23 protein-coding genes are annotated in these 21,933 nt (G+C 45.9%); 22 read left to right on the top strand and 1 reads right to left on the bottom strand.

The genetic code is table 11. The features are described 5' to 3' along the window. The first annotated feature begins 511 nt into the window (after positions 1-511). The 16 genes from upp (at position 512) to spoIID (ending at position 16,366) form a co-directional block, all read left to right on the top strand. A complete protein-coding gene (gene upp, locus B5354_RS09855; protein WP_079528280.1) occupies positions 512-1,144 on the top strand; it encodes a uracil phosphoribosyltransferase in 633 nt (210 codons plus the stop codon). A 12-nt stretch (positions 1,145-1,156) separates the two neighbouring features. Beyond that, the gene (gene wecB / locus B5354_RS09850) at positions 1,157-2,305 is read left to right on the top strand and encodes a non-hydrolyzing UDP-N-acetylglucosamine 2-epimerase (protein WP_079528279.1); all 1,149 of its coding nucleotides are present in this window, start codon (positions 1,157-1,159) and stop codon (positions 2,303-2,305) included. A 285-nt stretch (positions 2,306-2,590) separates the two neighbouring features. Further along, positions 2,591-4,816 (top strand): S8 family serine peptidase, encoded by a 2,226-nt coding sequence (locus B5354_RS09845; RefSeq protein ID WP_281252729.1) that lies wholly within the window; start codon positions 2,591-2,593, stop codon positions 4,814-4,816. 540 nt (positions 4,817-5,356) lie between these two features. Further along, on the top strand, positions 5,357-5,728 hold the full coding sequence (locus B5354_RS09840; protein WP_176142484.1) for an ATP synthase subunit I: 372 nt from the start codon (positions 5,357-5,359) through the stop codon (positions 5,726-5,728). 24 nt (positions 5,729-5,752) lie between these two features. After that, the gene (gene atpB, locus B5354_RS09835; RefSeq protein ID WP_079528277.1) at positions 5,753-6,475 is read left to right on the top strand and encodes a F0F1 ATP synthase subunit A; all 723 of its coding nucleotides are present in this window, start codon (positions 5,753-5,755) and stop codon (positions 6,473-6,475) included. 39 nt (positions 6,476-6,514) lie between these two features. Then, positions 6,515-6,727, top strand: a complete 213-nt coding sequence (atpE, locus tag B5354_RS09830; RefSeq protein WP_079528275.1) for a F0F1 ATP synthase subunit C — start codon at positions 6,515-6,517, stop codon at positions 6,725-6,727. A 239-nt stretch (positions 6,728-6,966) separates the two neighbouring features. After that, entirely contained in the window at positions 6,967-7,431 is a 465-nt protein-coding gene (gene atpF, locus B5354_RS09825) for a F0F1 ATP synthase subunit B (RefSeq protein WP_079529135.1), read from the top strand. Next, positions 7,428-7,970, top strand: a complete 543-nt coding sequence (locus B5354_RS09820; RefSeq protein ID WP_079528273.1) for a F0F1 ATP synthase subunit delta — start codon at positions 7,428-7,430, stop codon at positions 7,968-7,970. The genes atpF and B5354_RS09820 overlap by 4 nt, the downstream gene beginning before the upstream one ends. 22 nt (positions 7,971-7,992) lie before the next feature. Continuing rightward, positions 7,993-9,501, top strand: coding sequence for a F0F1 ATP synthase subunit alpha (gene atpA, locus B5354_RS09815; RefSeq protein ID WP_079528271.1), 1,509 nt, complete (start codon positions 7,993-7,995; stop codon positions 9,499-9,501). Between the two features lie 126 nt (positions 9,502-9,627). Further along, a complete protein-coding gene (gene atpG / locus B5354_RS09810; protein WP_079528269.1) occupies positions 9,628-10,494 on the top strand; it encodes an ATP synthase F1 subunit gamma in 867 nt (288 codons plus the stop codon). 42 nt (positions 10,495-10,536) lie between these two features. Further along, entirely contained in the window at positions 10,537-11,928 is a 1,392-nt protein-coding gene (gene atpD / locus B5354_RS09805) for a F0F1 ATP synthase subunit beta (protein ID WP_079528267.1), read from the top strand. A 92-nt stretch (positions 11,929-12,020) separates the two neighbouring features. Next, entirely contained in the window at positions 12,021-12,425 is a 405-nt protein-coding gene (locus tag B5354_RS09800) for a F0F1 ATP synthase subunit epsilon (protein ID WP_079528265.1), read from the top strand. Positions 12,426-12,809: 384 nt separating this feature from the next. Next, a complete protein-coding gene (locus tag B5354_RS09795; RefSeq protein WP_079528263.1) occupies positions 12,810-13,043 on the top strand; it encodes a DUF1146 family protein in 234 nt (77 codons plus the stop codon). Between the two features lie 84 nt (positions 13,044-13,127). Further along, positions 13,128-13,844: a YwmB family TATA-box binding protein gene (locus tag B5354_RS09790; RefSeq protein ID WP_079528261.1), complete on the top strand. Its 717-nt coding sequence runs from the start codon at positions 13,128-13,130 to the stop codon at positions 13,842-13,844. A 34-nt stretch (positions 13,845-13,878) separates the two neighbouring features. Further along, positions 13,879-15,189, top strand: a complete 1,311-nt coding sequence (murA, locus tag B5354_RS09785; protein ID WP_079528259.1) for a UDP-N-acetylglucosamine 1-carboxyvinyltransferase — start codon at positions 13,879-13,881, stop codon at positions 15,187-15,189. Between the two features lie 136 nt (positions 15,190-15,325). Beyond that, positions 15,326-16,366 carry a stage II sporulation protein D gene (gene spoIID, locus B5354_RS09780; protein ID WP_079528257.1) on the top strand — a complete coding sequence of 347 codons (1,041 nt, stop codon included), beginning with the start codon at positions 15,326-15,328 and terminating at the stop codon, positions 16,364-16,366. 147 nt (positions 16,367-16,513) lie between these two features. Here the strand turns inward: spoIID and B5354_RS20245 are convergent, their stop codons facing one another. Then, on the bottom strand, positions 16,514-16,786 hold the full coding sequence (locus B5354_RS20245; protein WP_139377098.1) for a hypothetical protein: 273 nt from the start codon (positions 16,784-16,786) through the stop codon (positions 16,514-16,516). A 198-nt stretch (positions 16,787-16,984) separates the two neighbouring features. Here B5354_RS20245 and spoIIQ point away from each other — a divergent pair, with 198 nt between their 5' ends. The 6 genes from spoIIQ (at position 16,985) to B5354_RS09750 (ending at position 21,870) form a co-directional block, all read left to right on the top strand. Continuing rightward, entirely contained in the window at positions 16,985-18,070 is a 1,086-nt protein-coding gene (gene spoIIQ, locus B5354_RS09775; RefSeq protein WP_483866674.1) for a stage II sporulation protein SpoIIQ, read from the top strand. Positions 18,071-18,381: 311 nt separating this feature from the next. Further along, a complete protein-coding gene (spoIIID, locus tag B5354_RS09770; RefSeq protein WP_079528253.1) occupies positions 18,382-18,660 on the top strand; it encodes a sporulation transcriptional regulator SpoIIID in 279 nt (92 codons plus the stop codon). A gap of 169 nt (positions 18,661-18,829) precedes the next feature. After that, entirely contained in the window at positions 18,830-19,831 is a 1,002-nt protein-coding gene (gene mreB, locus B5354_RS09765; RefSeq protein ID WP_079528251.1) for a rod shape-determining protein, read from the top strand. A gap of 27 nt (positions 19,832-19,858) precedes the next feature. Further along, on the top strand, positions 19,859-20,686 hold the full coding sequence (locus tag B5354_RS09760; protein WP_079528250.1) for a flagellar hook-basal body protein: 828 nt from the start codon (positions 19,859-19,861) through the stop codon (positions 20,684-20,686). Positions 20,687-20,744: 58 nt separating this feature from the next. Further along, positions 20,745-21,587 (top strand): flagellar hook-basal body protein, encoded by an 843-nt coding sequence (locus tag B5354_RS09755; RefSeq protein ID WP_079528248.1) that lies wholly within the window; start codon positions 20,745-20,747, stop codon positions 21,585-21,587. A 19-nt stretch (positions 21,588-21,606) separates the two neighbouring features. Then, positions 21,607-21,870 carry a DNA-directed RNA polymerase subunit beta gene (locus B5354_RS09750; RefSeq protein WP_079528246.1) on the top strand — a complete coding sequence of 88 codons (264 nt, stop codon included), beginning with the start codon at positions 21,607-21,609 and terminating at the stop codon, positions 21,868-21,870. The last annotated feature ends 63 nt before the right edge of the window (positions 21,871-21,933 follow it).

Raw genomic sequence — 21,933 nt, 5'->3', positions numbered from 1 at the left:
GTTCGGTGTTGGCACATGCCCCACAGGATGTGGGGTAGTTCGACGTTGGCACAGGCCCTACACGATGTAGGGTCGTTCGGTGTTGGCACAGGACGTGCCGATCTTAACCGAACTTCCTTGAAGGCCGTTTTTAGTCGAACTTCCGCTTTATCCGGTTTTAGTCGAACTTCCTCTATTGCCGTTCTTAACCGAACTTCTAAGAACGCTTCACTATGCCATTTTGCTTATGCGTGTCAGGTCTGACCGCCCCTCTCCACTTTTCGAATGTCTAGCTCTGGTGCCCAGACACTCGAGACATAAGCAGTTCGCCTCCGTGAAGAAAAACCACTTCACTGCGCCGCTCTGCTTGGGCCCGCAGGACGCGGGTCAGTTCGGTGTTGGCACAGGACGTGCCGTTCTTAACCGAATTTCATTTAGTGATTCAGGGCACCTCCGCTTTTCGTTGCTTGCTTGTTCGATATTTTTTCAGTACAATTTAACAGATGTAAACTATGAGAAGGAGTGACAGGCAATGGGAAATGTATACGTATTGGATCATCCATTAATTCAACACAAGTTGACGTACATAAGAAAAAATGAGACAGGAACGAAGGATTTCCGCCAATTAGTAGACGAAGTCGCCGCGCTGATGGCATTTGAAATCACTCGTGATTTGCCGCTTGAGGAAGTGGAAATCGATACACCGGTAGTCCAAAACTCTAAGGCTCAAGTGCTGACAGGCAAGAAAATTGGTCTAGTACCGATCCTGCGTGCCGGTCTTGGCATGGTTGATGGAATTATTAAACTGATTCCAGCTGCGAAAGTGGGACACGTTGGTCTTTACCGCGATCCGGAAACACTGCAGCCCGTGGAATACTATGTCAAACTTCCAAGTGATATCGAAGAACGTGAATTGATTGTTATCGATCCGATGCTGGCTACAGGGGGCTCAGCCAATGAAGCGATTCAGTCACTCAAGAAACGCGGCGCCCGTCAAATCCGTCTCATGTGTCTTGTAGCCGCTCCTGAAGGCGTAGAAGCTGTACAGGAAGCACATCCTGATGTTGATATTTACCTTGCGGCTATGGACGAACGGTTAAATGAAAAAGGCTACATCGAACCAGGCCTCGGAGACGCCGGCGACCGCCTGTTCGGCACGAAGTAAGGAGGCTCCTCGATGTCCAAACGCATTAAAGTGATGACGATTTTCGGAACGCGCCCAGAAGCGATCAAAATGGCGCCGCTCGTTTTAGAATTAAAAAAAAGGTCAGAGCAATTTGAGCCCATCGTCACGGTGACAGCTCAGCACAGACAGATGCTTGACCAAGTTTTGAGCATTTTCAGCATTGAACCCGATTACGATTTAAATATTATGAAGGATCGTCAAACGCTGACGCAAGTCACAGCAAGAGCACTCGAGGGGCTTGACGACGTGATGAAGAAAACGGAACCAGATGTTGTGCTTGTGCATGGTGATACGACGACAACGTTTGCTGCCTCGCTTGCCGCTTATTACAATCAAATTCCGGTCGGGCATGTGGAAGCAGGCTTGAGGACGTGGAATAAATATTCACCATTTCCGGAAGAGATGAACCGCCAGCTGACCGGAGTCATGGCAGATCTTCATTTTGCTCCAACGGATAAATCCCGGGACAATCTGCTGGCTGAGAACAAGCCGGAAGATCATATTTTTGTGACGGGGAATACGGCTATTGATGCGTTGAATACGACGGTCGATCATGAGTACACACACGAGGTGCTTGATCAGCTAGGTGACAAACGGCTCGTCCTGATGACGGCCCATCGCCGTGAAAACCTTGGCAGCAATATGGAGCAAATGTTCCGCGCGATTAAGCGTTTAGTGGAAACTCATGACGATGTGCAAGTGGTCTATCCTGTGCACCTCAACCCGGCGGTGCAGGAAACCGCTGATCACATTTTAGGCAATGATGAGCGCATTAAGCTGATCAAGCCGCTTGATGTGATCGATTTTCACAACTTCGCTTCTAGAGCCCATCTGATTCTGACTGATTCCGGCGGGGTGCAGGAGGAAGCTCCATCACTTGGTGTGCCTGTGCTCGTCCTGCGTGACACAACGGAGCGTCCGGAAGGCATTGAAGCGGGGACACTGAAGCTCGCGGGTACAGATGAGGATCACATTTTTAACTTGGCCAACGAACTTCTGTCTGATCCGGCTAAGCATGAAGCGATGGCGCAAGCTTCCAATCCGTATGGGGATGGACAAGCGTCCGCCCGGATTGCTGAAGCGATCCGCTACTTTTTCAAGCAGCGTGAAGATAAACCTGCTCGATTTGAAACACAATAAACTAGAGGGATCAAGTCTGTTCGCCGGGCTTGATCCTTTTTTATTATGGGCGGGTTGGATGGCGTTTGGTCAGAATCCGAGCTGTTAAAGGGCGAACTTCAGCTTTCAAGGGGAGAACTCCGGCTGTCAAAGGCCGAATCGGTTGGGTTTTGGGCCGAACAAGGAAGAGTTAGGGTAGAATCTTTTGAATGAGGCATCCAATCGGACAGAAAACCAATAGTGAAAAAATAACTGCATGCATAGCCGCTTCCATTCATCACAAACTATGGAAAAAGGAGCTTCTGCATGCGTAAGTTTTCTGCACTCGTATTCCTCACGGTACTTGTGATGGCTGGATTCAGTCAGCCAGGTCAGCAGCCTACACAACCTGCCTTGTTTGAACAGCCTGAACCGTCAGAGGAAACCACCATTATAGTTGAACTAGAAGAATCACCGAAAGCATTTGCGAGTCAGATACAGTCGAGGCTTCCGCTCCTTGAAGTTGTTGCAACGTATAACACTATTTTTCAAGGAGTGGCCATCAAGGGAGAAGCAGAAGAACTTGAGAAGCTCGCTCGCCTTGATTCCATTGTTAATCAGTACCCAGTACGGACATACAGTGCCGTAAATAATGGAAAGATTGAATCATTGGCGAAGAAGGATAAGCCGCTTTTAACGACGGAGGTGGTCAGAGAGGAGACTTCCTACACGGGAGAAGGGGTGAAAGTCGGCGTCATTGATACAGGGATCGATTACACCCACCCGGATTTAACCGCAAGCTACCGGGGGGGATTTGATGTTGTCGACTTTGATCAGGATCCCATGGAAACAATGGGAGGCTTTGGGGCGACGATGCACGGAACCCACGTTGCCGGGATCATTGCAGCTAATGGAGATATGAAAGGTGTTGCGCCAGAAGCAGAGCTTTATGCGTATCGTGCGCTTGGTCCTGGCGGGACAGGGTCATCGGTACAGGTGATCGCTGCCATTGAACAGGCGGTAGAGGACGGAATGGACGTAATTAACCTTTCGCTTGGAAACACGGTAAATGGGCCGGACTGGCCGACGACGAAAGCGGTCAATAAGGCTGTGGAACTGGGGACAACTGTTGTGGTTGCAGCGGGGAACGCTGGCCCTGATACATGGACGGTAGGGTCACCGGGTACGTCTTCAAAGGCGATTACAGTTGGAGCGTCCTCGCTTCCGACGACGCGGCCTGTCCTCACTTTGCCGGGACTCGATCGAAAGGTTGGCGTCCAATTGATGCAGGGATCTGTACCCTGGAATTTTTCAAAAAAATATCCGTTAATCGACGGGGGCTCTGGCGAAACGATTGTACCCCAGGCGACTGGAAAAATTGTCTTGATGGAGCGTGGAGTCGTGCCGTTTACGGAAATGGCGCAGATGGCATATGAGCAGGGCGCTGTTGGGGTGATCATTTACAATAATCAGCCGGGGATGTTTCAGGGGGCTTTAACAGGTGAGGTTCCGATTCCGGTCGCAGCTGTGTCCGGAAAAGATGGAAAGTGGTTGATGGAGCACGGTGTAAAGGGGGACCAGTGGCTTGAGACGACCAAGGTAGAGGTCGACCGTGGAATAGCTCCATTCAGCTCACGAGGGCCGGTGACGACGAACTGGGTTGTCAAACCTGACATTCTTGCTCCTGGTGTCAATATTATCAGTACAGTACCAGGTGGTTACCAACCGCTGCAAGGGACGAGTATGGCCGCTCCGCACGTTGCTGGGGTTGCAGCCCTGATGATTGAAGCTCATCCGGATTGGAGCCCTGCACAGATCAAGCGTTCGATGATGACGACGGCTGACTTGTTGACAAAGCAGTCCGGTCAGCTGTACCCGCCCACCGCACAAGGGACGGGGGTTATTGATACCGAAGCTGCTATCCAGCCCGACTTGTGGATTGAACCAGGGGGCCTTTACTTTGGACGGATAGAAGATTCGTTCTTTCGGGAAAAAGCGATGATTACGGTGCACAATAAAGGGGACAAGACTCAAACGATTTCTGTTCCCCTGCCCGACAGTCCAACAGGGGTAACGTGGACAATGCCGGAAACGATCCAGTTGGCGCCTGATGAAAAGGCAGAAATCCCCATCGAGATCAGTGTATCGAAAGCTTTCGTAGGGAAAGGCGTACATCAGGGATACATTACGGTGAAGAGTAACAGTCAAACGTATCAACTGCCTTATTTATTTATGATGGAGCGGGCGGATTATGAGAAGGTGTCGGGTTTTGAGTTGTACAAAGACTGGCAGACACAAGGGGATTTGTCCTATCGTTTCTACTTGACGGAAACTGTCGATCAAATCACGGTTGATTTGTACCGTGCGGGCACGATGCTGCACCAAGGTACATTATTTACACGAGAGGAAACGGAAGCAGGCATGGTCGAAGGTGAGATCGATCGCGGTTTGAAAGGAGCCCTGGCCGGACCATATATCGCAGTCGTTACAGTTACAAAAGACAAACAAACCTATAGCTATCCCTTCCCCATCTACCTGGAAAACAAAGAGTAAGGAATGTATTTACTATTATTTACCACCTCAGGTCATCCAGATTCTGGATGACCTGAGGTGGTAATAAAAGGGTATTTATAACTGGGTTAGGTTGGGGAGGATAATGTGCACAAAAAAACACCTGTGAAAAGGGTGTTTTTTTATGTGGGATAAAGGGTTGTTCAAATTGTGACAAAAATGTGATCAAATCGTGTCACACAATTGTTCTTTTGCCCCCAAACTCATTGACATCATATAACCCCTATTGTATTCTTACATAGTGTGGAATGATAAGGTTTTCATCCATGGGATCATTGAATTTTTCGCCATATGTTTACGGCGGAAATTGTCGCAATGAATCCTTTCACATAGGGCAGATTCATGGGGTGACCATGTTACTGCTTTCCCTGGCTAGCTGGGACCAGATCGCTGGTGGTTCGTGGAAAGGTTCGGGGAACAATCTTCCACTGTACCACTATATCTAGTTCGCACTGCCAATGGCTAGAGTACAGGTACATACGAACGATTCATTTTAGTACAAGTGTACACGGGAGACGATGCATTTTGGAATTTCAACACATGATAACCCGTCAGCGAAAATGGATGTTCTACCTTCTAGCTTTACTTGTTCTAGGGTGGGGGTTTACACCTTGGCAACCAGTTTTCCTCGGGCTTCTATTAGGAAGCATTCTTAGTTTCTTCAACCTCTGGCTCATGCAGAAGAAAATTACCAAGCTTGGTGAGACATCTGCAAAAGGTGAAAAGCCATCCAGAGGCATTGGCACATTAACGCGATTGGCTACCGGCGCTTTAGCCGCAGTCATCGTCCTTCAATTTGAAGAACATTTCCATTTAGTTTCGGTAGTATTGGGCTTAATGACAGCCTACTTTGTCATTTTTATAGATTACCTGTTTAACAAGTCAACAGAATAGCATGATGGAAGAGAGGTGAACAGATTGAATCACGAAGCACCGATGTGGAATGACGCTTTTGGAATCTCATGGCTGGACTTCAACTTATCAAACGTTCTGATGATGGTCATAGCTTCCACAATAGTGTTCATTGTATGTGTAGCAGCGACACGAGGTTTACAACGCAGACCAAAAGGGTTTCAGAACTTCATGGAGTGGCTTATCGATTTTATTAAAGGCATTATAGGTTCTAACATGGATTGGCAAGTAGGGAGAATGTTCCTTCCACTAGGATTAACTCTCTTCACATACATCTTCGTTTCCAATATGTTAGGGGTTGTGACCATGTGGGCACCGCATCATACTCTGTGGTGGAAATCACCAACATCTGACCCAGGGATCACAATGACATTAGCTGTTATGGTAGTGGTACTCACTCACTATTATGGTGTGAAGCTCAAGGGAACTAAAGAATATGGAAAAGACTTTACCCGTCCGCTTCCGTTCTTATTGCCTTTCAAGATTATTGAGGAGTTTGCGAATACATTGACGCTGGGTCTTCGACTGTATGGAAACATTTACGCAGGGGAGATTTTACTTGGACTTCTAGCAGGAATAGCGTCTACAAGTATCTTAGGATTCCTAGGTGGATTCTTACCATTGCTTGCATGGCAAGCGTTCAGTACATTTATAGGCTTTATCCAGGCATTTATTTTCACAATGTTGACAATGGTTTATATGTCTCACAAGGTGAGTTCTGACCATTAATAAAAAATATCTATTAAAATATATAAGGAGGAATTTAACATGGGTCTGATTGCAGCGGCAATTGCAGTAGGTCTTGCAGCAGTAGGTGCAGGTATTGGTAACGGTTTAATCGTAGGTAGAACAGTAGAGGGGATTGCTCGCCAGCCAGAATTGCGCAGCGTTCTTCAAACAACTATGTTCATTGGTGTTGCACTAGTTGAGGCACTTCCAATCATCGGTGTTGTTATTGCATTTATCGTAATGGGACAATAACTAGGTAACGTTCATAGAGTGATGGCGAAGTACCGTAAGACAGACTTCGCCTTTCCTTTACACCAGCCAAAATGTATATACCCATTATTACCGAAATGAAAACTTGGACTTAAATATCTTTAAGCCCTGGTTTTTGTCATGTATAGCCCATTACGGATTCGTGCTTGAAAGGAGTGAGCAATGTGCAAACTTTTACAGGATTATTCGTCCTAGGTGCCAGTGGCCTGAACGTTGGTGATATGCTCGTTCAGCTGATTCTTTTCCTAGTGCTGCTTGCGCTATTAGGAAAATTTGCCTGGGGACCGTTCATGAACATGATGAAAGAACGTGAAGATTATATTTCAAATGAAATAGATTCTGCTGAAAAGAACCACCAGGAAGCGATCGAAATGCAGCGACAAGCTTCTGAAGAGTTGAAAAAAACGCGTGAAGACGCGCAAAGTATAATTGAAGATGCACGTAAGACAGCTGGAGCACAAGAACGCGATATTATCGAATCTGCTCGTAAGGAAGCAGACCGCCTCAAGATTTCTGCTCGCCAGGAAATTGAGCAAGAGCGTGATAAAGCTGTTCAAACACTTAAAGATCAAGTGGCTTCCATGTCTGTTATGATCGCATCGAAAGTGATTGAAAAAGAACTATCTGAAAAAGATCAAGAAGCACTTATCAATCAATACATTGACGAGGCAGGAGAAGAGCGATGAGTGAAACGATCGTTGCTAAGCGTTATGCCACCGCTCTTTTTCAACTCGGTTCAGAACGATCAAAGCTAGAGACATTTGATACAGAATTACGTGCGATCAAAGAAGTTTTTCGCAGCAATAGAAATATCGTTACATTTTTGAAGCACCCGCGTGTGACAGTTGATCAGAAGAAAAAGTTGATCAATGATTCCTTTAAGGATGTATCGAAGGAGATCCTTCATACTCTTATGCTGCTCATCGACAGGCATAGAGAAGAGGTCATCCTCCCAGTGGTCGATCACTTCATTTTACAAATGAATGAAGCAAATGGGATCGCAGACGCAACCGTTTATTCTGTGCGTCCACTTTCAGAGCGTGAAATCAAGCGAATCTCTAAGACATTTGCACCAAAAGTCGACAAGCGCTCATTAAACCTTACGAATGTAGTAGAAACTTCTCTGCTCGGCGGTATTCGCCTTCGTGTCGGCAACCGTATTTTTGACGGATCGGTCAGAGGAAAACTAAGTCGTATGGAACGTGAGCTAGTTTCGAAAGTATAAAAGATGATAGGGGTGAAATGGCATGAGCATCAAAGCTGAAGAAATCAGTGCGCTGATTAAGCAGCAAATTGAAAACTACGAATCAGATATTGAAGTTAACGACGTAGGTACAGTTATCGAAGTAGGTGACGGTATCGCGCGTGCTCATGGTCTTGATAACGTCATGGCCGGAGAACTCGTTGAATTTTCTAATGGTGTCATGGGATTGGCACAGAACTTGGAAGAAAGTAATGTTGGTCTTGTCATTCTAGGACCATTTACAGATATTAAAGAAGGCGATGAAGTTCGTCGTACGGGACGTATCATGGAAGTTCCAGTTGGGGAAGAAATGCTTGGACGCGTCGTAAACCCGCTTGGGCAGCCAGTCGATGGCCGTGGCCCGATTGAAACAACTTCCACACGTCCGATTGAATCTCCTGCACCAGGAGTAATGGATCGTAAATCAGTTGATGAGCCGCTTCAAACAGGAATTAAGGCGATTGATGCGCTTGTTCCGATCGGCCGTGGTCAGCGTGAGTTAATTATCGGGGACCGTCAAACAGGTAAAACATCTGTTGCGGTTGACACGATCCTGAACCAACATGACCAGGACATGATCTGTATTTATGTAGCGATCGGACAGAAAGAATCAACCGTCCGTGGTACAGTTGAAACACTGCGCCGTCACGGAGCGCTTGATTACACGATCGTTGTTACAGCAAGTGCGTCCCAGCCTGCACCGCTATTATACTTAGCGCCATATGCAGGGGTAACACTTGGTGAAGAATTCATGTACAACGGTAAGAACGTTCTTGTCGTTTATGATGACCTTTCTAAGCAGGCAGCCGCTTACCGTGAGCTTTCCTTGCTGCTACGTCGTCCGCCGGGCCGTGAAGCATTCCCAGGGGATGTATTCTACCTACACTCCCGTCTGCTTGAGCGTGCCGCTAAACTGAGTGATGCGAAAGGCGGCGGTTCTCTAACAGCACTGCCATTCGTTGAAACACAAGCCGGCGATATCTCAGCTTATATTCCAACAAACGTAATCTCAATTACTGACGGTCAGATCTTCTTGCAGTCCGACCTATTCTTCTCAGGTGTACGTCCAGCCATCAACGCCGGACTTTCTGTATCTCGTGTAGGTGGTTCTGCCCAGATCAAAGCCATGAAGAAGGTAGCCGGTACACTTCGTCTTGACTTAGCGTCCTTCCGTGAGCTGGAGGCCTTTGCTCAGTTCGGTTCTGACCTTGATAAATCAACACAAGCTAAGCTTAACCGTGGTGCCCGTACAGTAGAAGTACTGAAACAAGGACTTCACCAGCCGCTAGCTGTTGAAAAACAAGTTATGATCATTTTTGCTCTGACAAGAGGGCATTTAGACGAGATTCCTGTTGAGGATATTACTCGCTTCGAGTCTGAATTCCACACTTGGTTAGATAACAACCGTAAAGAACTGCTTCAAGAAATCCGCCAAACAGGAAAGCTGGCTGATGAGGATGACATGAATGGAGCCGTTCAGGAATTTAAAAAGACTTTCGTCGTTTCTAATTAATAGAATCGTAACTAGATAAGCTTACAAGCCTCCATGCAGCACCACAAGTTAGCTGCAGCAAAGGGATAACTTGAAAGTACCCGGAGAGCTGTTACAGCTTGACACTAGAAAGGGTGGTGAAACAACGTGGCATCCCTTAGAGATATTAAAGGTCGAATTAATTCAACGAAGAAAACAAAACAAATTACGAAAGCAATGGAGATGGTTTCTGCTTCCAAGCTTAACCGTGCCGAACAAAATGCGCGATCTTTCGTTCCTTATAGTGAAAAGATTCAGGAAGTCGTAACAGGCATTGCAGCTGGCGGAGGCACAGTAAAGCATCCTATGCTTGAATCACGCGAAGTGAAGCGAACAGGATATGTAGTTATCACTTCAGACCGAGGCTTAGCTGGAGCCTACAACAGTAGTGTTCTGCGCAGAGTATACCAGGAGATCAAACAGAATCACAGTTCTACTGATGAATATACCTTGATTACACTTGGCCGTGTCGGTCGTGACTTTTTCCGAAATCGTAATATGCCGATCGATAAAGAAGTGACCGGAATATCTGATCAGCCTGATTTTGCTGATATTAGCACGATCACATCAGAAACGGTCCAGCTTTATACAGATGGTAAAATTGATCAGTTATATATGTATTACAACCATTATGTCAGTGCGATTACTCAAGAAGTTACAGAGAAAAAAGTACTGCCATTGACAAATTTAGGTGAGCAGGGCAAAGCAGCGGCATCAAGCTCCTATGAGTATGAGCCGAGCCAGGAAGAGATTCTGGAAGTTCTGCTGCCTCAATATGCCGAAAGCTTAATTTATGGTGCATTGTTAGACGGAAAAGCGAGTGAACATGCTGCCCGAATGACAGCAATGAAAAGTGCAACGGACAATGCCGATGATCTTATTGGCGACCTTTCACTTTCTTACAACCGTGCCCGTCAAGCAGCCATTACCCAGGAGATCACTGAAATTGTCGGCGGTGCTGCCGCCCTCGAATAGGGATCTGTGGATTTTTTGAATAGTAAGTTAGGAGGGAAATCGATGAGTAAAGGACGCGTAACCCAAATTATGGGACCCGTAGTTGACGTAACGTTTGGCGAAGGTCAACTTCCTGAAATTAACAACGCCGTTATCGTAGAATCAGAAAACGTCGACCTTACACTAGAAGTTGCCCTTCACTTGGGGGACAACACTGTACGTACTGTTGCCATGTCTTCCACAGAAGGTGTGCAGCGTGGAACACCCGTTACTGATACAGGCGGTCCGATCGCTGTTCCTGTAGGGGATGTGACCCTAGGACGCGTATTCAGCGTATTAGGTGAAAAAATTGACCTCGACGAACCGCTTCCAAGCGATGTTCGCCGTGATCCGATTCACCGTCAGGCTCCAACCTTTGAAAATCTGGCAACCGAAACGGAAATTCTTGAAACAGGAATTAAAGTTGTAGACTTGCTTGCCCCTTATGTAAAAGGTGGTAAAATCGGTTTGTTTGGTGGTGCCGGAGTTGGTAAAACCGTATTAATCCAGGAGCTTATTAACAACATTGCCCAAGAGCACGGCGGTATTTCTGTATTCGCGGGTGTTGGTGAGCGTACACGTGAAGGAAACGACTTGTACTACGAAATGAAAGATTCAGGTGTAATTGCCAAAACAGCCATGGTGTTCGGTCAAATGAACGAACCGCCTGGAGCTCGTATGCGTGTTGCCCTGACAGGTCTGACAATGGCCGAATACTTCCGTGATGAGCAAGGACAGGATGTATTGTTCTTCATCGACAACATTTTCCGTTTCACTCAAGGCGGACTTGAAGTATCAGCCTTGCTTGGCCGTATGCCATCAGCCGTTGGTTACCAGCCGACGCTGGCAACAGAGATGGGTCAGCTGCAAGAACGAATCACATCAACGGACAAAGGTTCTGTAACATCCATTCAGGCTATTTACGTGCCTGCCGATGACTACACAGACCCAGCGCCAGCGACAACGTTCGCCCACCTTGATGCTACAACGAACCTTGAGCGTAAACTTTCTGAACAAGGTATTTACCCAGCCGTGGATCCATTAGCTTCTACTTCACGTGCTCTTGATCCTGAAGTTGTAGGACACGATCATTACGAAGTAGCTCGTGAAGTTCAGCAAACGCTGCAGCGTTATAAAGAATTACAAGATATTATTGCAATCCTTGGTATGGATGAGCTATCAGATGAAGATAAACTAACAGTGTCACGTGCACGCCGTGTACAATTCTTCCTGTCTCAAAACTTCCACGTTGCCGAGCAGTTTACAGGACAGAAGGGTTCATATGTCCCTGTAGCTGAAACGGTAAAAGGATTTAGAGAGATTCTTGATGGCAAGCATGATGATATTCCTGAAGATGCCTTCCGTCTAGTCGGTCGCATTGAAGAAGTCGTCGAAAAAGCTAAACAAATGCAATAAGCATATCATTTTAAAGTGTCATTCAGGCGCTGAGGTATCGTGACCTGCGCCTGAAGCCCGGGCACTTATGATCTGCCTAAGGAGGAATAGCTATGAAAACACTAACGGTGAGTGTTGTCACTCCTGATGGCCCGATACTAGAAGACGCATATGACATGGTTAGCTGTAAGGCGGAAAGCGGGGAGCTTGGTATTATGCCTGGCCACATTCCAATGGTCGCTCCCTTAACCATCAGCGCTGTTCGTCTCAAGGGGAATGGACAATCAGATCGAATTGCTGTAAGCGGCGGATTCCTTGAAGTCCGTCCGGATAAAGTAACGATTCTGGCACAATCTGCTGAGAGACCTTCCGACATCGATATCGATCGTGCCCGCAAAGCCAAAGAGCGCGCAGAGCAGCGGATGGCTGACAAACAATCCGATATTGATATGAGAAGAGCTGAACTGTCACTCAAGCGAGCCATCAACCGTTTAGATGTGCACGACAATAACTTCTAAAGAACTGCTTTCATTACGAAAGCAGTTTTTTATTGTGAAAAACTCATCTCCGACAAGAATAGAGATTATCAGTGGCTGCGGTTGATTTCGACTTTTGTAAGCATGATCTAGGAGGAAATTAATCATCTTTTTTGTCATTATTCCCCGGGAAATACTTTCTTCTGTCTGAGGTAATTATCATTTTGACAGATCTTGCTGCGACACTCGTCTATGATGATGTAAGAGTTCGAACCTCGTCGATTGGGCTGCCTTTCTATAGGTGTTCACACAATGTTCACAGGGATCATGACGAATAAACACTAACTTATTGACAAACTATCTATCTCATGTAATTGTTTAATATGTGTGCAAAATCGGTAGATCCGTCAGTGAGGTGTTCGACGAATGGATCAATTTCTACTACAAGATGCACTCCTCAGCATGACCTCTCATATTATCTTCATTATCATCACCTGGAAGGTCCTGCAGGCAGTAAATCTAGATGCGTTTTTTAGAAAAGGACGTATCTTCGAAATCAGAGTCTTAATGATACTGATCACGATTGCAATTGCTACATCGGTTAGTAACTTCTTCTTGGATCTCATCAATTGGTCGAATAGTTTAGTGTATTTATTTTAATGTCAGAACGTGTCATAAAAAGTATCGTATGAAACTCACTCCCCCTGTTCACACTTGTAGTATTACGAGGGGGAGGAATTACATATGAAGATTTTATGGACTGGTTTACTAACCTTGACGTTATTATCAGGTGTTCACCCGCAGGAAACGGCTGGAGAGCAAACGGATATTTCTCCGTTACTAGAGTTGGCGGCATTTGCTGAAGGTGAACAGCTTCACGTTACTGAATATAAAGTTGTCCTTAAAGAGTCCATCAACATAGACGAAGCAGAACAAGTCATTCAGCAAATAAAGGCTTATGTTTCCGAGGACCAAGTAATAGAAGAAGAAACCAATTTGGCTCGTAAAAAAACTTTTACAAACGGTCAAAAAAGTTCTGATTTTATCGAACATTTTACAGTGATTACCCCAAGAGATGAAACCATTTCCACAGAATTGGTTTACTCACTTACTACCGGGGGTACACAGACATTAACGACCCAGGAAATTATGCAGCAAATCAACCAGATTCAGAAGCGGTTTTTTTCAGAAAATGTCACTTTATACACTTGTCTTAAAGCTGAAGATGGTGGTATTATTGATGATGTTTTAATCTATCAGAAATTCAAAAAAGCATTCAATATAACAACGATCGAAGCAGCTACCGAACAACGCTGGACTAGCAGATCCGGCTACACATCAAGGTGGAACCAAGCCATCCCATTACCGAATGGGGCGATGAATGTCCAATTCGCGACGCGAACATTGGGCGGTCGAACAATCGTTACAATTGGCACACCTATCATAACTGCTGAATATTAATAATAATGAATATGGACGCGGAGGAGAATGAACCTTGGAAAAAATCATCGTCCGTGGTGGAAGGCAGCTTAAAGGCACTGTAAGAGCTGAAGGTGCAAAGAATGCCGTACTGCCTGTCATCGCAGCAAGTATAATTGCAAGTGAAGGAAAAAGTGTTTTGCACGACGTCCCTGCCTTAGCGGATGTTTACACTATTAATGAAGTCATTAGACATATGAACGCAGATGTAGATATGAAAGGTCGCACAGTGACAATAGACGCTTCAGATGAACTGACAACCGAAGCTCCGATAGAATATGTTCGCAAAATGAGAGCTTCCGTACTCGTTCTGGGACCACTATTGGCCCGCTATGGCCATGCGAAGGTTGCTCTACCTGGAGGCTGTGCAATCGGTTCACGTCCGCTTGATCAGCACCTTAAAGGTTTCGAAGCAATGGGGGCAGAGGTAACCGTTGGAAATGGGTCTATTGAGGCACATGTAAACGGGCGTTTGCAAGGAGCTAAGATTTACTTGGACGTACCTAGCGTAGGAGCTACAGAGAATATTATGATGGCTGCTGCACTAGCCGAAGGAAAAACAATTCTTGAGAATTGTGCAAAAGAACCTGAAATCGTTGACCTTGCTAACTTCTTGAACAAAATGGGAGCGCGCATCGTCGGCGCAGGTACAGAGACAATCCGAATTGAAGGAGTCGATAAGCTGTTTGGCGCGACTCATACAATTATTCCCGATCGAGTAGAAGCTGGAACCTTTATGGTAGCCGCTGCGATAACGGGAGGAAATGTGCTCGTACAAGGAGCGATGCATGAACACTTACGTTCTGTTATTTCAAAAATGGAAGAAATGGGTGTGACCATTGAGGAAGAAGCTGATGGTTTGCGAGTCATTGGTCCAGATAAGCTTAAGGCAACGGACATTAAAACAATGCCCCATCCAGGCTTCCCAACAGATATGCAGTCACAAATGATGGCGCTGATGCTTAATGCAACAGGAACAAGTGTCATTACGGAAACGGTATTTGAAAATCGCTTTATGCATGTGGAGGAATTCCGCCGTATGAATGCGAAGATGAAGATCGAAGGCCGTAGTGTCATTGTAGAGGGTCCATCTAAACTACAAGGTGCTGAAGTGCAGGCAACGGACTTGAGAGCCGGCGCTGCTCTGATTTTAGCAGGTCTTGTAGCGGACGGATATACACGTGTAACTGAATTGAAACACTTAGATCGCGGGTATGTGGACTTTACTGAAAAACTTGCCCAGCTCGGTGCTAATATTGAACGTATCAACGAAGAAGAATCCTATATGGAAGAGATTGAGCCAAGCGAATCAATATCGACTTTATAATTTTCTCTTAATCACTTACTCATCAAGCAATTCCCTGTCAAATTTCTGACGTGGGGATTGCTTTTTTAGTTCTATCATCTGACTTTCGTGGATACATTTTAGTAGAGGGTCTACTATTGGTTCAGGAGGACGAGATATGAAAAGAAGGAATCGCATTGGCATCATGGTAATAAGCAGTATTTTTGTAGGGATCCTCTTGATCCCAACACTGATTGTGGTGCCATTCACAGACTCAAACGACACAGCAAAAGTTGAAGAAACACAAGCTCCATCCGCTGCAAATGAATCCGTGACAGAGCTGCCAGCCAGTCTATCTCCATTTAGTATTCACGTACTGAGGAGTAAGACGAAAGAAGTCGAAGAAGTTCCTTTAGAAACATACGTATCACGGGTGGTAGCATCTGAAATGCCGGCAAGTTTTGAACTTGAGGCTCTAAAAGCGCAGGCCCTTGCTGCACGAACATACATCACCCGGCATCTTGCACAGGGGGAACCTGTATCAGAGAACGCAGATGTGACAGATACCGTGCAGCACCAAGTGTATAAAAGTGATCAGGAACTTCGTGATTTATGGGGAGAGAATTATAAAGAAAACATAAGTAAAATTAATCGAGCTGTAAAGGAAACAGCTGGAGAAATCATTACTTATAAACAGCAGCCGATTGAAGCAGCCTTTTTCTCCACAAGCAACGGATACACAGAAAACTCCGAGGACTATTGGAAAAACGAGATTCCTTATTTAAAGAGTGTAGCAAGCCCATGGGATAAAGCTTCACCGAAGTTTAACGATCAAAAAATTGTTCCGGTCAGCGGATTGGAATCCTCCCTAGGTGTAGATATTTTGCCGACCCTTTCCAATATGGAACTCACTAAAACAGAAGGTGGCCGCGTTGACCAAATCACGATTGGGAGTGAAACCTTCTCAGGCAGACAGATACGGGAGGAGTTTAACTTGCAATCTAGTGATTTTACGATGGAAGTAAAGAATAATCACGTGATCTTCACTACTCAAGGGTACGGCCACGGAGTGGGGATGAGTCAATATGGGGCTAACGGAATGGCCAAGGATGGTAAGACTTACAAGGAAATCATTAAACATTACTATCAAAACACTGAAATCTCTCCGATGAGCAAGCAGACGGCTGCCATCACGACCGCTAAGCAGACAGTAAATTAAAGGGATTTTGATCGTAGAAAATGAGTTAGGGAGTTATGTCCCGGCGTTAGGTCGGAATGTTCCTGCGTTAGGGCGGTATATTTTTGAGATAGGTCGTTATAGTTTTGAGACAGGGCGTAATCGCACTTCGTTAGGACGTTATATGGTTTAGCTAGACAATAGTTTACCAAAGGAGCGGCGTAAAGAGAATGCAGCCGCTTCTTTGCTTTTGAAATAAGGGGCAGACCTTCGCGACATAAGCAATCCACCTACGTGAAGGAAGACCACTTCACTGCGGTGCCTTGCTTGGGCCCGCAGGATGCGGGTCAGTTCGGTGTTGGCACAGGACGTGCCGTTCTTAACCGAACTTCCTCTGTCGTGTCTAAACGCCCCTTTCCGCTTTTCTACTGTCCAGCTGCAAAGCCCAGACACTCGAGACATAAGCAGTTCGCCTCCGTGGGAAAAGTGCACCCCCACTGCGCCGCTATGCTTGGGCCCGCAGGACGCGGGTCAGTTCGACGTTGGCACAGGACGTGCCGCTCCTAGTCGAACTTCCTCTTTTGTGTCTAACCGGGCTTTTCCGCTTTTCTTAACAAAAATTTTCCTCTTCATGTATAGATTCCCTTAAAAGTGATCAGAATGATTTTTGAGGTGATGAACATGAGAGAGGAAGGAAAGAAAAGCGTGACTAAATTAAAGTTTAAACGCTTAATGCGCAAGAAGTGGATCTATCCAGCATTGTATCTTACCGTAGCAGCTTTGGTACTTGTAGGGGTGTTTTGGTTCCAGCAAAGCTCAAGTGACGTAGCCGAACAGATGAAGGATCAAAATCAAACAGGTGTACAAGACGATGTCGACGTACAGGATCAAGAATCCGTTCCCGTTACCGGTCAGGAAGAGAATTTGCAAATGCCTGTTGCCAGCGAGCAACAAACAACTGTCGTAACGAAGTTCTTTGATTATGATGCATCAAAAGAAGCGCAAGAAAGTGCACTGGTACTTTACAACAATAAGTATTATCAGAGTGAAGGAATCGATTTAGCAAAAGCGAATGGAGAAACTTTTGATGTAACAGCTTCTCTATCAGGGACTGTTACTGAAGTGAAAGAGGATCCACTCTATGGAAACGTCGTTCAAATCAGTCATGACAATAAAGTATCAACCGTTTATGCTAGTCTATCTGAGGTGAAGGTAGAAGCAGGTTCTGAAGTGAAACAAGGTGATGTGATTGGACAAGCTGGTCAGAATTCTTTTGGCAAAGCAGATGGTGTCCATGTCCACTTTGAAGTAAGAAAAAATGGTGAGCCACTGAACCCGGAGGATTTCTTCGGAAAAGCAGTAAGCAAAATAGAAGCTAAAGAAGAAAAGGCTAGCGCTGAAGAAGGCGGAGATGCTTCTGGTGAAGAGGAGCAGTCAACAACTGATCCTGCTGAAAAACAGAATCAGCCGTCAGCGAATGTAGAAGATCCAGATACTGAGATCGAGCCGGACCAATCTTCTGATAGTGAAGGTCAAATGCAGCCAGCACCAGAAGAAGGAGAAGCTCCAACTGAAGGGGATGCCCCAACTGAGGGTGAAACTCCAACAGAAGGAGATGCGCCAACTGAAGGCGAAACTCCAACTGAAGAGGGTGGAACTCCTTCAGAAGAAGCACCAACTGGTGAGGAAGAAGAGCCAGCACCAGGTGAAGACAGTTCTTCATCCGCTGCAACTACAAACGCTTAAGCAAAAATGGGGGTTTTTAAAACCTCCATTTTTTTATGTCTAACAACGCTCATTCTGCGTATTCTTTACCATGAAGTTCCGTACAGCAGCAATGATTCACTCGCCCATGTTTGAAGAAATATAAAAGGATGGTCCCCTGCCTTTTGACATATCTGAGAAGTTCGAGTAATACAATGAGGATAACCGAGCAGTCGGTAGCATCCAGGGTGCCACAACTAGAGAAATACTTACACCACTGAAGAACGCCCACTAACTCTAAACTTGTCTCGAGAAGCGACCCCTTGGATAGTCAATCACAGGAGGCGAGTGATGTGCATGACTACATCAAAGAACGGACCATCAAGATTGGGGAGTATATTGTCGAAACGAAGAAGACGGTAAGAGTGATTGCGAAAGAGTTTGGAGTGTCGAAAAGCACGGTACACAAAGACTTGACTGAGCGTCTGCCTGAAATTAATGCGGATTTAGCCAAACAAGTTAAGCTGATTCTCGATCATCATAAGGATATCAGGCATCTTCGTGGAGGAGAAGCGACACGAATGAAATATCGTACCATTATCGAAGATGCACCTGCGGAACCAACCCACTAGACGTGTATCCAACCTCCCGCCTATTTCATCCTTCATGGTTATGGAACTTTTTTCATGAGAAATGCGACGAATTATGTAACTTTGTGATAGAATATAGAATTAGATATGCTTATGTTTAATGAAATTTGGACCGAATAGGTTTTTTAGAAATAGGGAGGAACAACCGAAGATGTTTGCAAGAGATATCGGAATAGACTTAGGAACAGCGAACGTACTTATTCATGTAAAAGGGAAGGGCATTGTGTTAAATGAGCCCTCTGTGGTAGCGATGGACAGAAATACTGGCAAGGTTCTTGAAGTGGGAGAAGAAGCTCGTCGAATGGTGGGACGCACACCAGGAAACATCGAGGCAATTCGCCCATTGAAAGACGGGGTCATCGCTGACTTTGATGTTACAGAAGCGATGCTCAAGCATTTTATTCAAAAAACAAACGTGCGCGGCTTTTTATCCAAGCCTCGGATGTTGATTTGCTGCCCGACCAACATTACGAAAGTCGAGCAAAAAGCAATTAAAGAAGCAGCGGAAAAATCCGGCGGTAAAAAGATTTACCTTGAAGAAGAGCCTAAAGTCGCGGCAATTGGCGCTGGCATGGATATATTCCAGCCGAGCGGGAATATGGTCGTGGATATCGGCGGGGGTACGACGGATGTCGCTGTGATTTCCATGGGTGATATCGTGACCGCTTCCTCCATTAAAATGGCGGGTGATAAATTCGACCAGGAAATTTTGAGTTACATTAAGAAAAATTATAAGCTGTTAATCGGCGAACGGACTGCTGAAACCATTAAAATGAGTGTAGGGACCGTATTTAAAGGAGCACGCAAGGAAGAAATTGAAATTCGCGGTCGTGATATGATGTCTGGACTGCCGCGTACGATCACGGTAAATTCTGAAGAGATCGAGGCCTCCCTCCGCGAAGCTGTCCAGACCATCGTACAGGCCGCGAAGCAAGTCCTTGAGCGCACACCGCCAGAACTGTCCGCAGACATTATTGACAGAGGGGTTATCATGACTGGCGGCGGTGCTTTAGTGCACGGCATTGATCAGCTGCTCGCTGAAGAGCTGAAAGTCCCTGTATTTGTCGCGGAAGATCCTATGGACTGTGTAGCTAAAGGGACAGGAATCATGCTTGAAAACATAGACAAAGTGACTCGTCATAAAATCAGCTAAGGAACTTTTAGTAAGGGAGAGATCGTCTTGTTGAGAGGATTTTATACGGCAGCCTCGGGAATGATGGCAAACCAGCGCATGCAGGAAACATTGTCGAATAACTTGGCCAACGCTTATACACCAGGCTATAAAGCAGATCAGGGAACGCTGCGTGCCTTTCCTGAATTATTAATTCAGGAAATGAACCAAACCACCGTCCCGACACGTAATGGAGGACTGACTCTTCCAACAGAGAAATCAATCGGATCCCTCCATACCGGTGTGTACATGCAGGAAACATTACCAAAATTCTCTCAGGGCGATTTAAGGGAGACAGGGATCCAAACAGACCTGGCTCTCTTAAATGGCAATTTACCAGACGAGAACGGTTCCCTACTTTTTAACGTGCAGGATGAAGCAGGCAATCTGCGTTATACGAGAAACGGTAATTTTACCGTTGACGGCGAGGGCTTCCTGACGACGACTCAAGGGTATTATGTGCTCGATGACGCCGGCAATCCGATCCAAACGGACGGCATGGATTTTGACGTTAGTGAGAATGGCGCTCTGACCGCAGCAGGTGTCACTGCACAGCTAGGCCTGTCCTATAGTCCAAATTCCTTTGATTTAGAAAAAGTCGGAAATGGTCTGTACACGCCTGGAGAAGACGCCGCCCCACTAGCGGATGCACGTGCAGGCGGAGAGATCAACTTTTCTATAAGACAGGGTTTTCTTGAACGTTCCAATGTAGATCCGGCTCAAGTTATGACAGAAATGATGAATACATACCGTTCCTTTGAATTGAACCAGCGTGTGCTGAAGGCGTATGACCAGAGCCTTCAGAAAACCGTTACCGAGATAGCCAGGTTAGGCTAGGCAGGATTTCTTAAACTAGTAGAATGTAAGACTTGAAGTAAAGGAGAATAATGCCTTGATGAATCGAACGATGATGCAGGCCTCCGTAACGATGGGGCAAATTCAACATAAACTTGATATTATCGGCCATAATCTGGCCAATACAAACACACCGGGTTACAAAAGCAGACAAGCTGATTTCTCTTCGTTATTGTTTCAGCAAATCGATAATTTCGTGTCTGAGGGACAGGAAGAAGCAGCTGATGAGACAGGAACGCAAAACAGGCTGACACCTGAGGGGATTCGCGTGGGCTCAGGTGCAAGGGTCGCCCATACGAATATCGATTTGAGTCTGGGAAATTTGAAAAAAACCGATCGTGCATTGGATGTCGCTTTACTTGAAGACAATCATCTGTTTCAATTGCAAGTAGCGACAGAAAACGGATTTGAAACACAGTACACACGATCTGGGAACTTTTACCTTAGTGTAGCAGGCAATGGACAAGTTCTCCTGGCGAATGCTGATGGGTTGCCTGTTTTAAATGAAGATGGTCAGCCGATTCAGCTGGCTGACAATATGGAAGGTATGGAAATCCGCGAAGATGGTGCGATTCTCGTGACTCGCAATGGCAATACAGCCGTCGAAGCTCAACTCGGGATCGTAGAAGCCATCCGCCCTCGTGTGCTTGCAGCAGCAGGAAACAATCGGTTCTCTCTCCCTGCAGATGAGGCCCTTGCAGATGGGGCAATTATCGAGAACGTGAACGGTCAATTACAGAGCGGTGCTCTCGAAACCTCTAACGTAGATATTTCAAAACAAATGACAGACATGCTGATGGCCCAGCGTGCCTATCAATTCAACGCACGCTCGATTTCCACGAGCGATCAAATGATGGGACTCATCAGCCAGCTCAGGTCATAAGGTAAGGAGCTAGACAACTATGGCGACAAAAGAAGCAAAACAACAAGAGAAGAAACCATTGCGCAAACAGCACAAAGAAGGAAAGAAAAAGACATCAAGGAGTACACGCCGCCGAATTTTGCCGATATGGCTGCGCCTTGTGATTGTGCTTGTCCTTAGTGTTCTAGCCCTGCTGATTGGACTTGTCGTCGGCTATGGTGTCATCGGTGATGGAAATCCGCTCGATGCACTGGATTGGTCAACATGGGAGCGGATTTGGAATCTTGTTATGAAAACGGAATAGATGGTTGTCCTCATTATTTTATGAGTGGACTTCTTCAAATAGAACGCACGAGCTTTTTGGGCT

The organism is Halobacillus hunanensis (assembly GCF_900166655.1).
Taxonomy (GTDB): domain Bacteria; phylum Bacillota; class Bacilli; order Bacillales; family Halobacillaceae; genus Halobacillus_A; species Halobacillus_A hunanensis.
This window is presented reverse-complemented; position numbering and strand designations above follow the sequence as displayed.

Excerpts from the sequence above, each read along its gene's own strand:
- B5354_RS09845 (WP_281252729.1), top strand. The coding sequence starts at position 2,591 with ATGCGTAAGTTTTCTGCACTCGTATTCCTCACGGTACTTGTGATGGCT.
- wecB (WP_079528279.1), top strand. The coding sequence starts at position 1,157 with ATGTCCAAACGCATTAAAGTGATGACGATTTTCGGAACGCGCCCAGAA.
- upp (WP_079528280.1), top strand. The coding sequence starts at position 512 with ATGGGAAATGTATACGTATTGGATCATCCATTAATTCAACACAAGTTG.
- B5354_RS09820 (WP_079528273.1), top strand. The coding sequence starts at position 7,428 with ATGAGTGAAACGATCGTTGCTAAGCGTTATGCCACCGCTCTTTTTCAA.
- spoIIQ (WP_483866674.1), top strand. The coding sequence starts at position 16,985 with ATGATTTTTGAGGTGATGAACATGAGAGAGGAAGGAAAGAAAAGCGTG.
- B5354_RS09750 (WP_079528246.1), top strand. The coding sequence starts at position 21,607 with ATGGCGACAAAAGAAGCAAAACAACAAGAGAAGAAACCATTGCGCAAA.
- spoIID (WP_079528257.1), top strand. The coding sequence starts at position 15,326 with ATGAAAAGAAGGAATCGCATTGGCATCATGGTAATAAGCAGTATTTTT.
- atpA (WP_079528271.1), top strand. The coding sequence starts at position 7,993 with ATGAGCATCAAAGCTGAAGAAATCAGTGCGCTGATTAAGCAGCAAATT.
- B5354_RS09755 (WP_079528248.1), top strand. The coding sequence starts at position 20,745 with ATGAATCGAACGATGATGCAGGCCTCCGTAACGATGGGGCAAATTCAA.
- atpE (WP_079528275.1), top strand. The coding sequence starts at position 6,515 with ATGGGTCTGATTGCAGCGGCAATTGCAGTAGGTCTTGCAGCAGTAGGT.
- mreB (WP_079528251.1), top strand. The coding sequence starts at position 18,830 with ATGTTTGCAAGAGATATCGGAATAGACTTAGGAACAGCGAACGTACTT.
- B5354_RS09790 (WP_079528261.1), top strand. The coding sequence starts at position 13,128 with ATGAAGATTTTATGGACTGGTTTACTAACCTTGACGTTATTATCAGGT.
- atpD (WP_079528267.1), top strand. The coding sequence starts at position 10,537 with ATGAGTAAAGGACGCGTAACCCAAATTATGGGACCCGTAGTTGACGTA.
- B5354_RS09800 (WP_079528265.1), top strand. The coding sequence starts at position 12,021 with ATGAAAACACTAACGGTGAGTGTTGTCACTCCTGATGGCCCGATACTA.
- atpF (WP_079529135.1), top strand. The coding sequence starts at position 6,967 with ATGCTCGTTCAGCTGATTCTTTTCCTAGTGCTGCTTGCGCTATTAGGA.
- B5354_RS20245 (WP_139377098.1), bottom strand. The coding sequence starts at position 16,786 with ATGTCTCGAGTGTCTGGGCTTTGCAGCTGGACAGTAGAAAAGCGGAAA.
- B5354_RS09795 (WP_079528263.1), top strand. The coding sequence starts at position 12,810 with ATGGATCAATTTCTACTACAAGATGCACTCCTCAGCATGACCTCTCAT.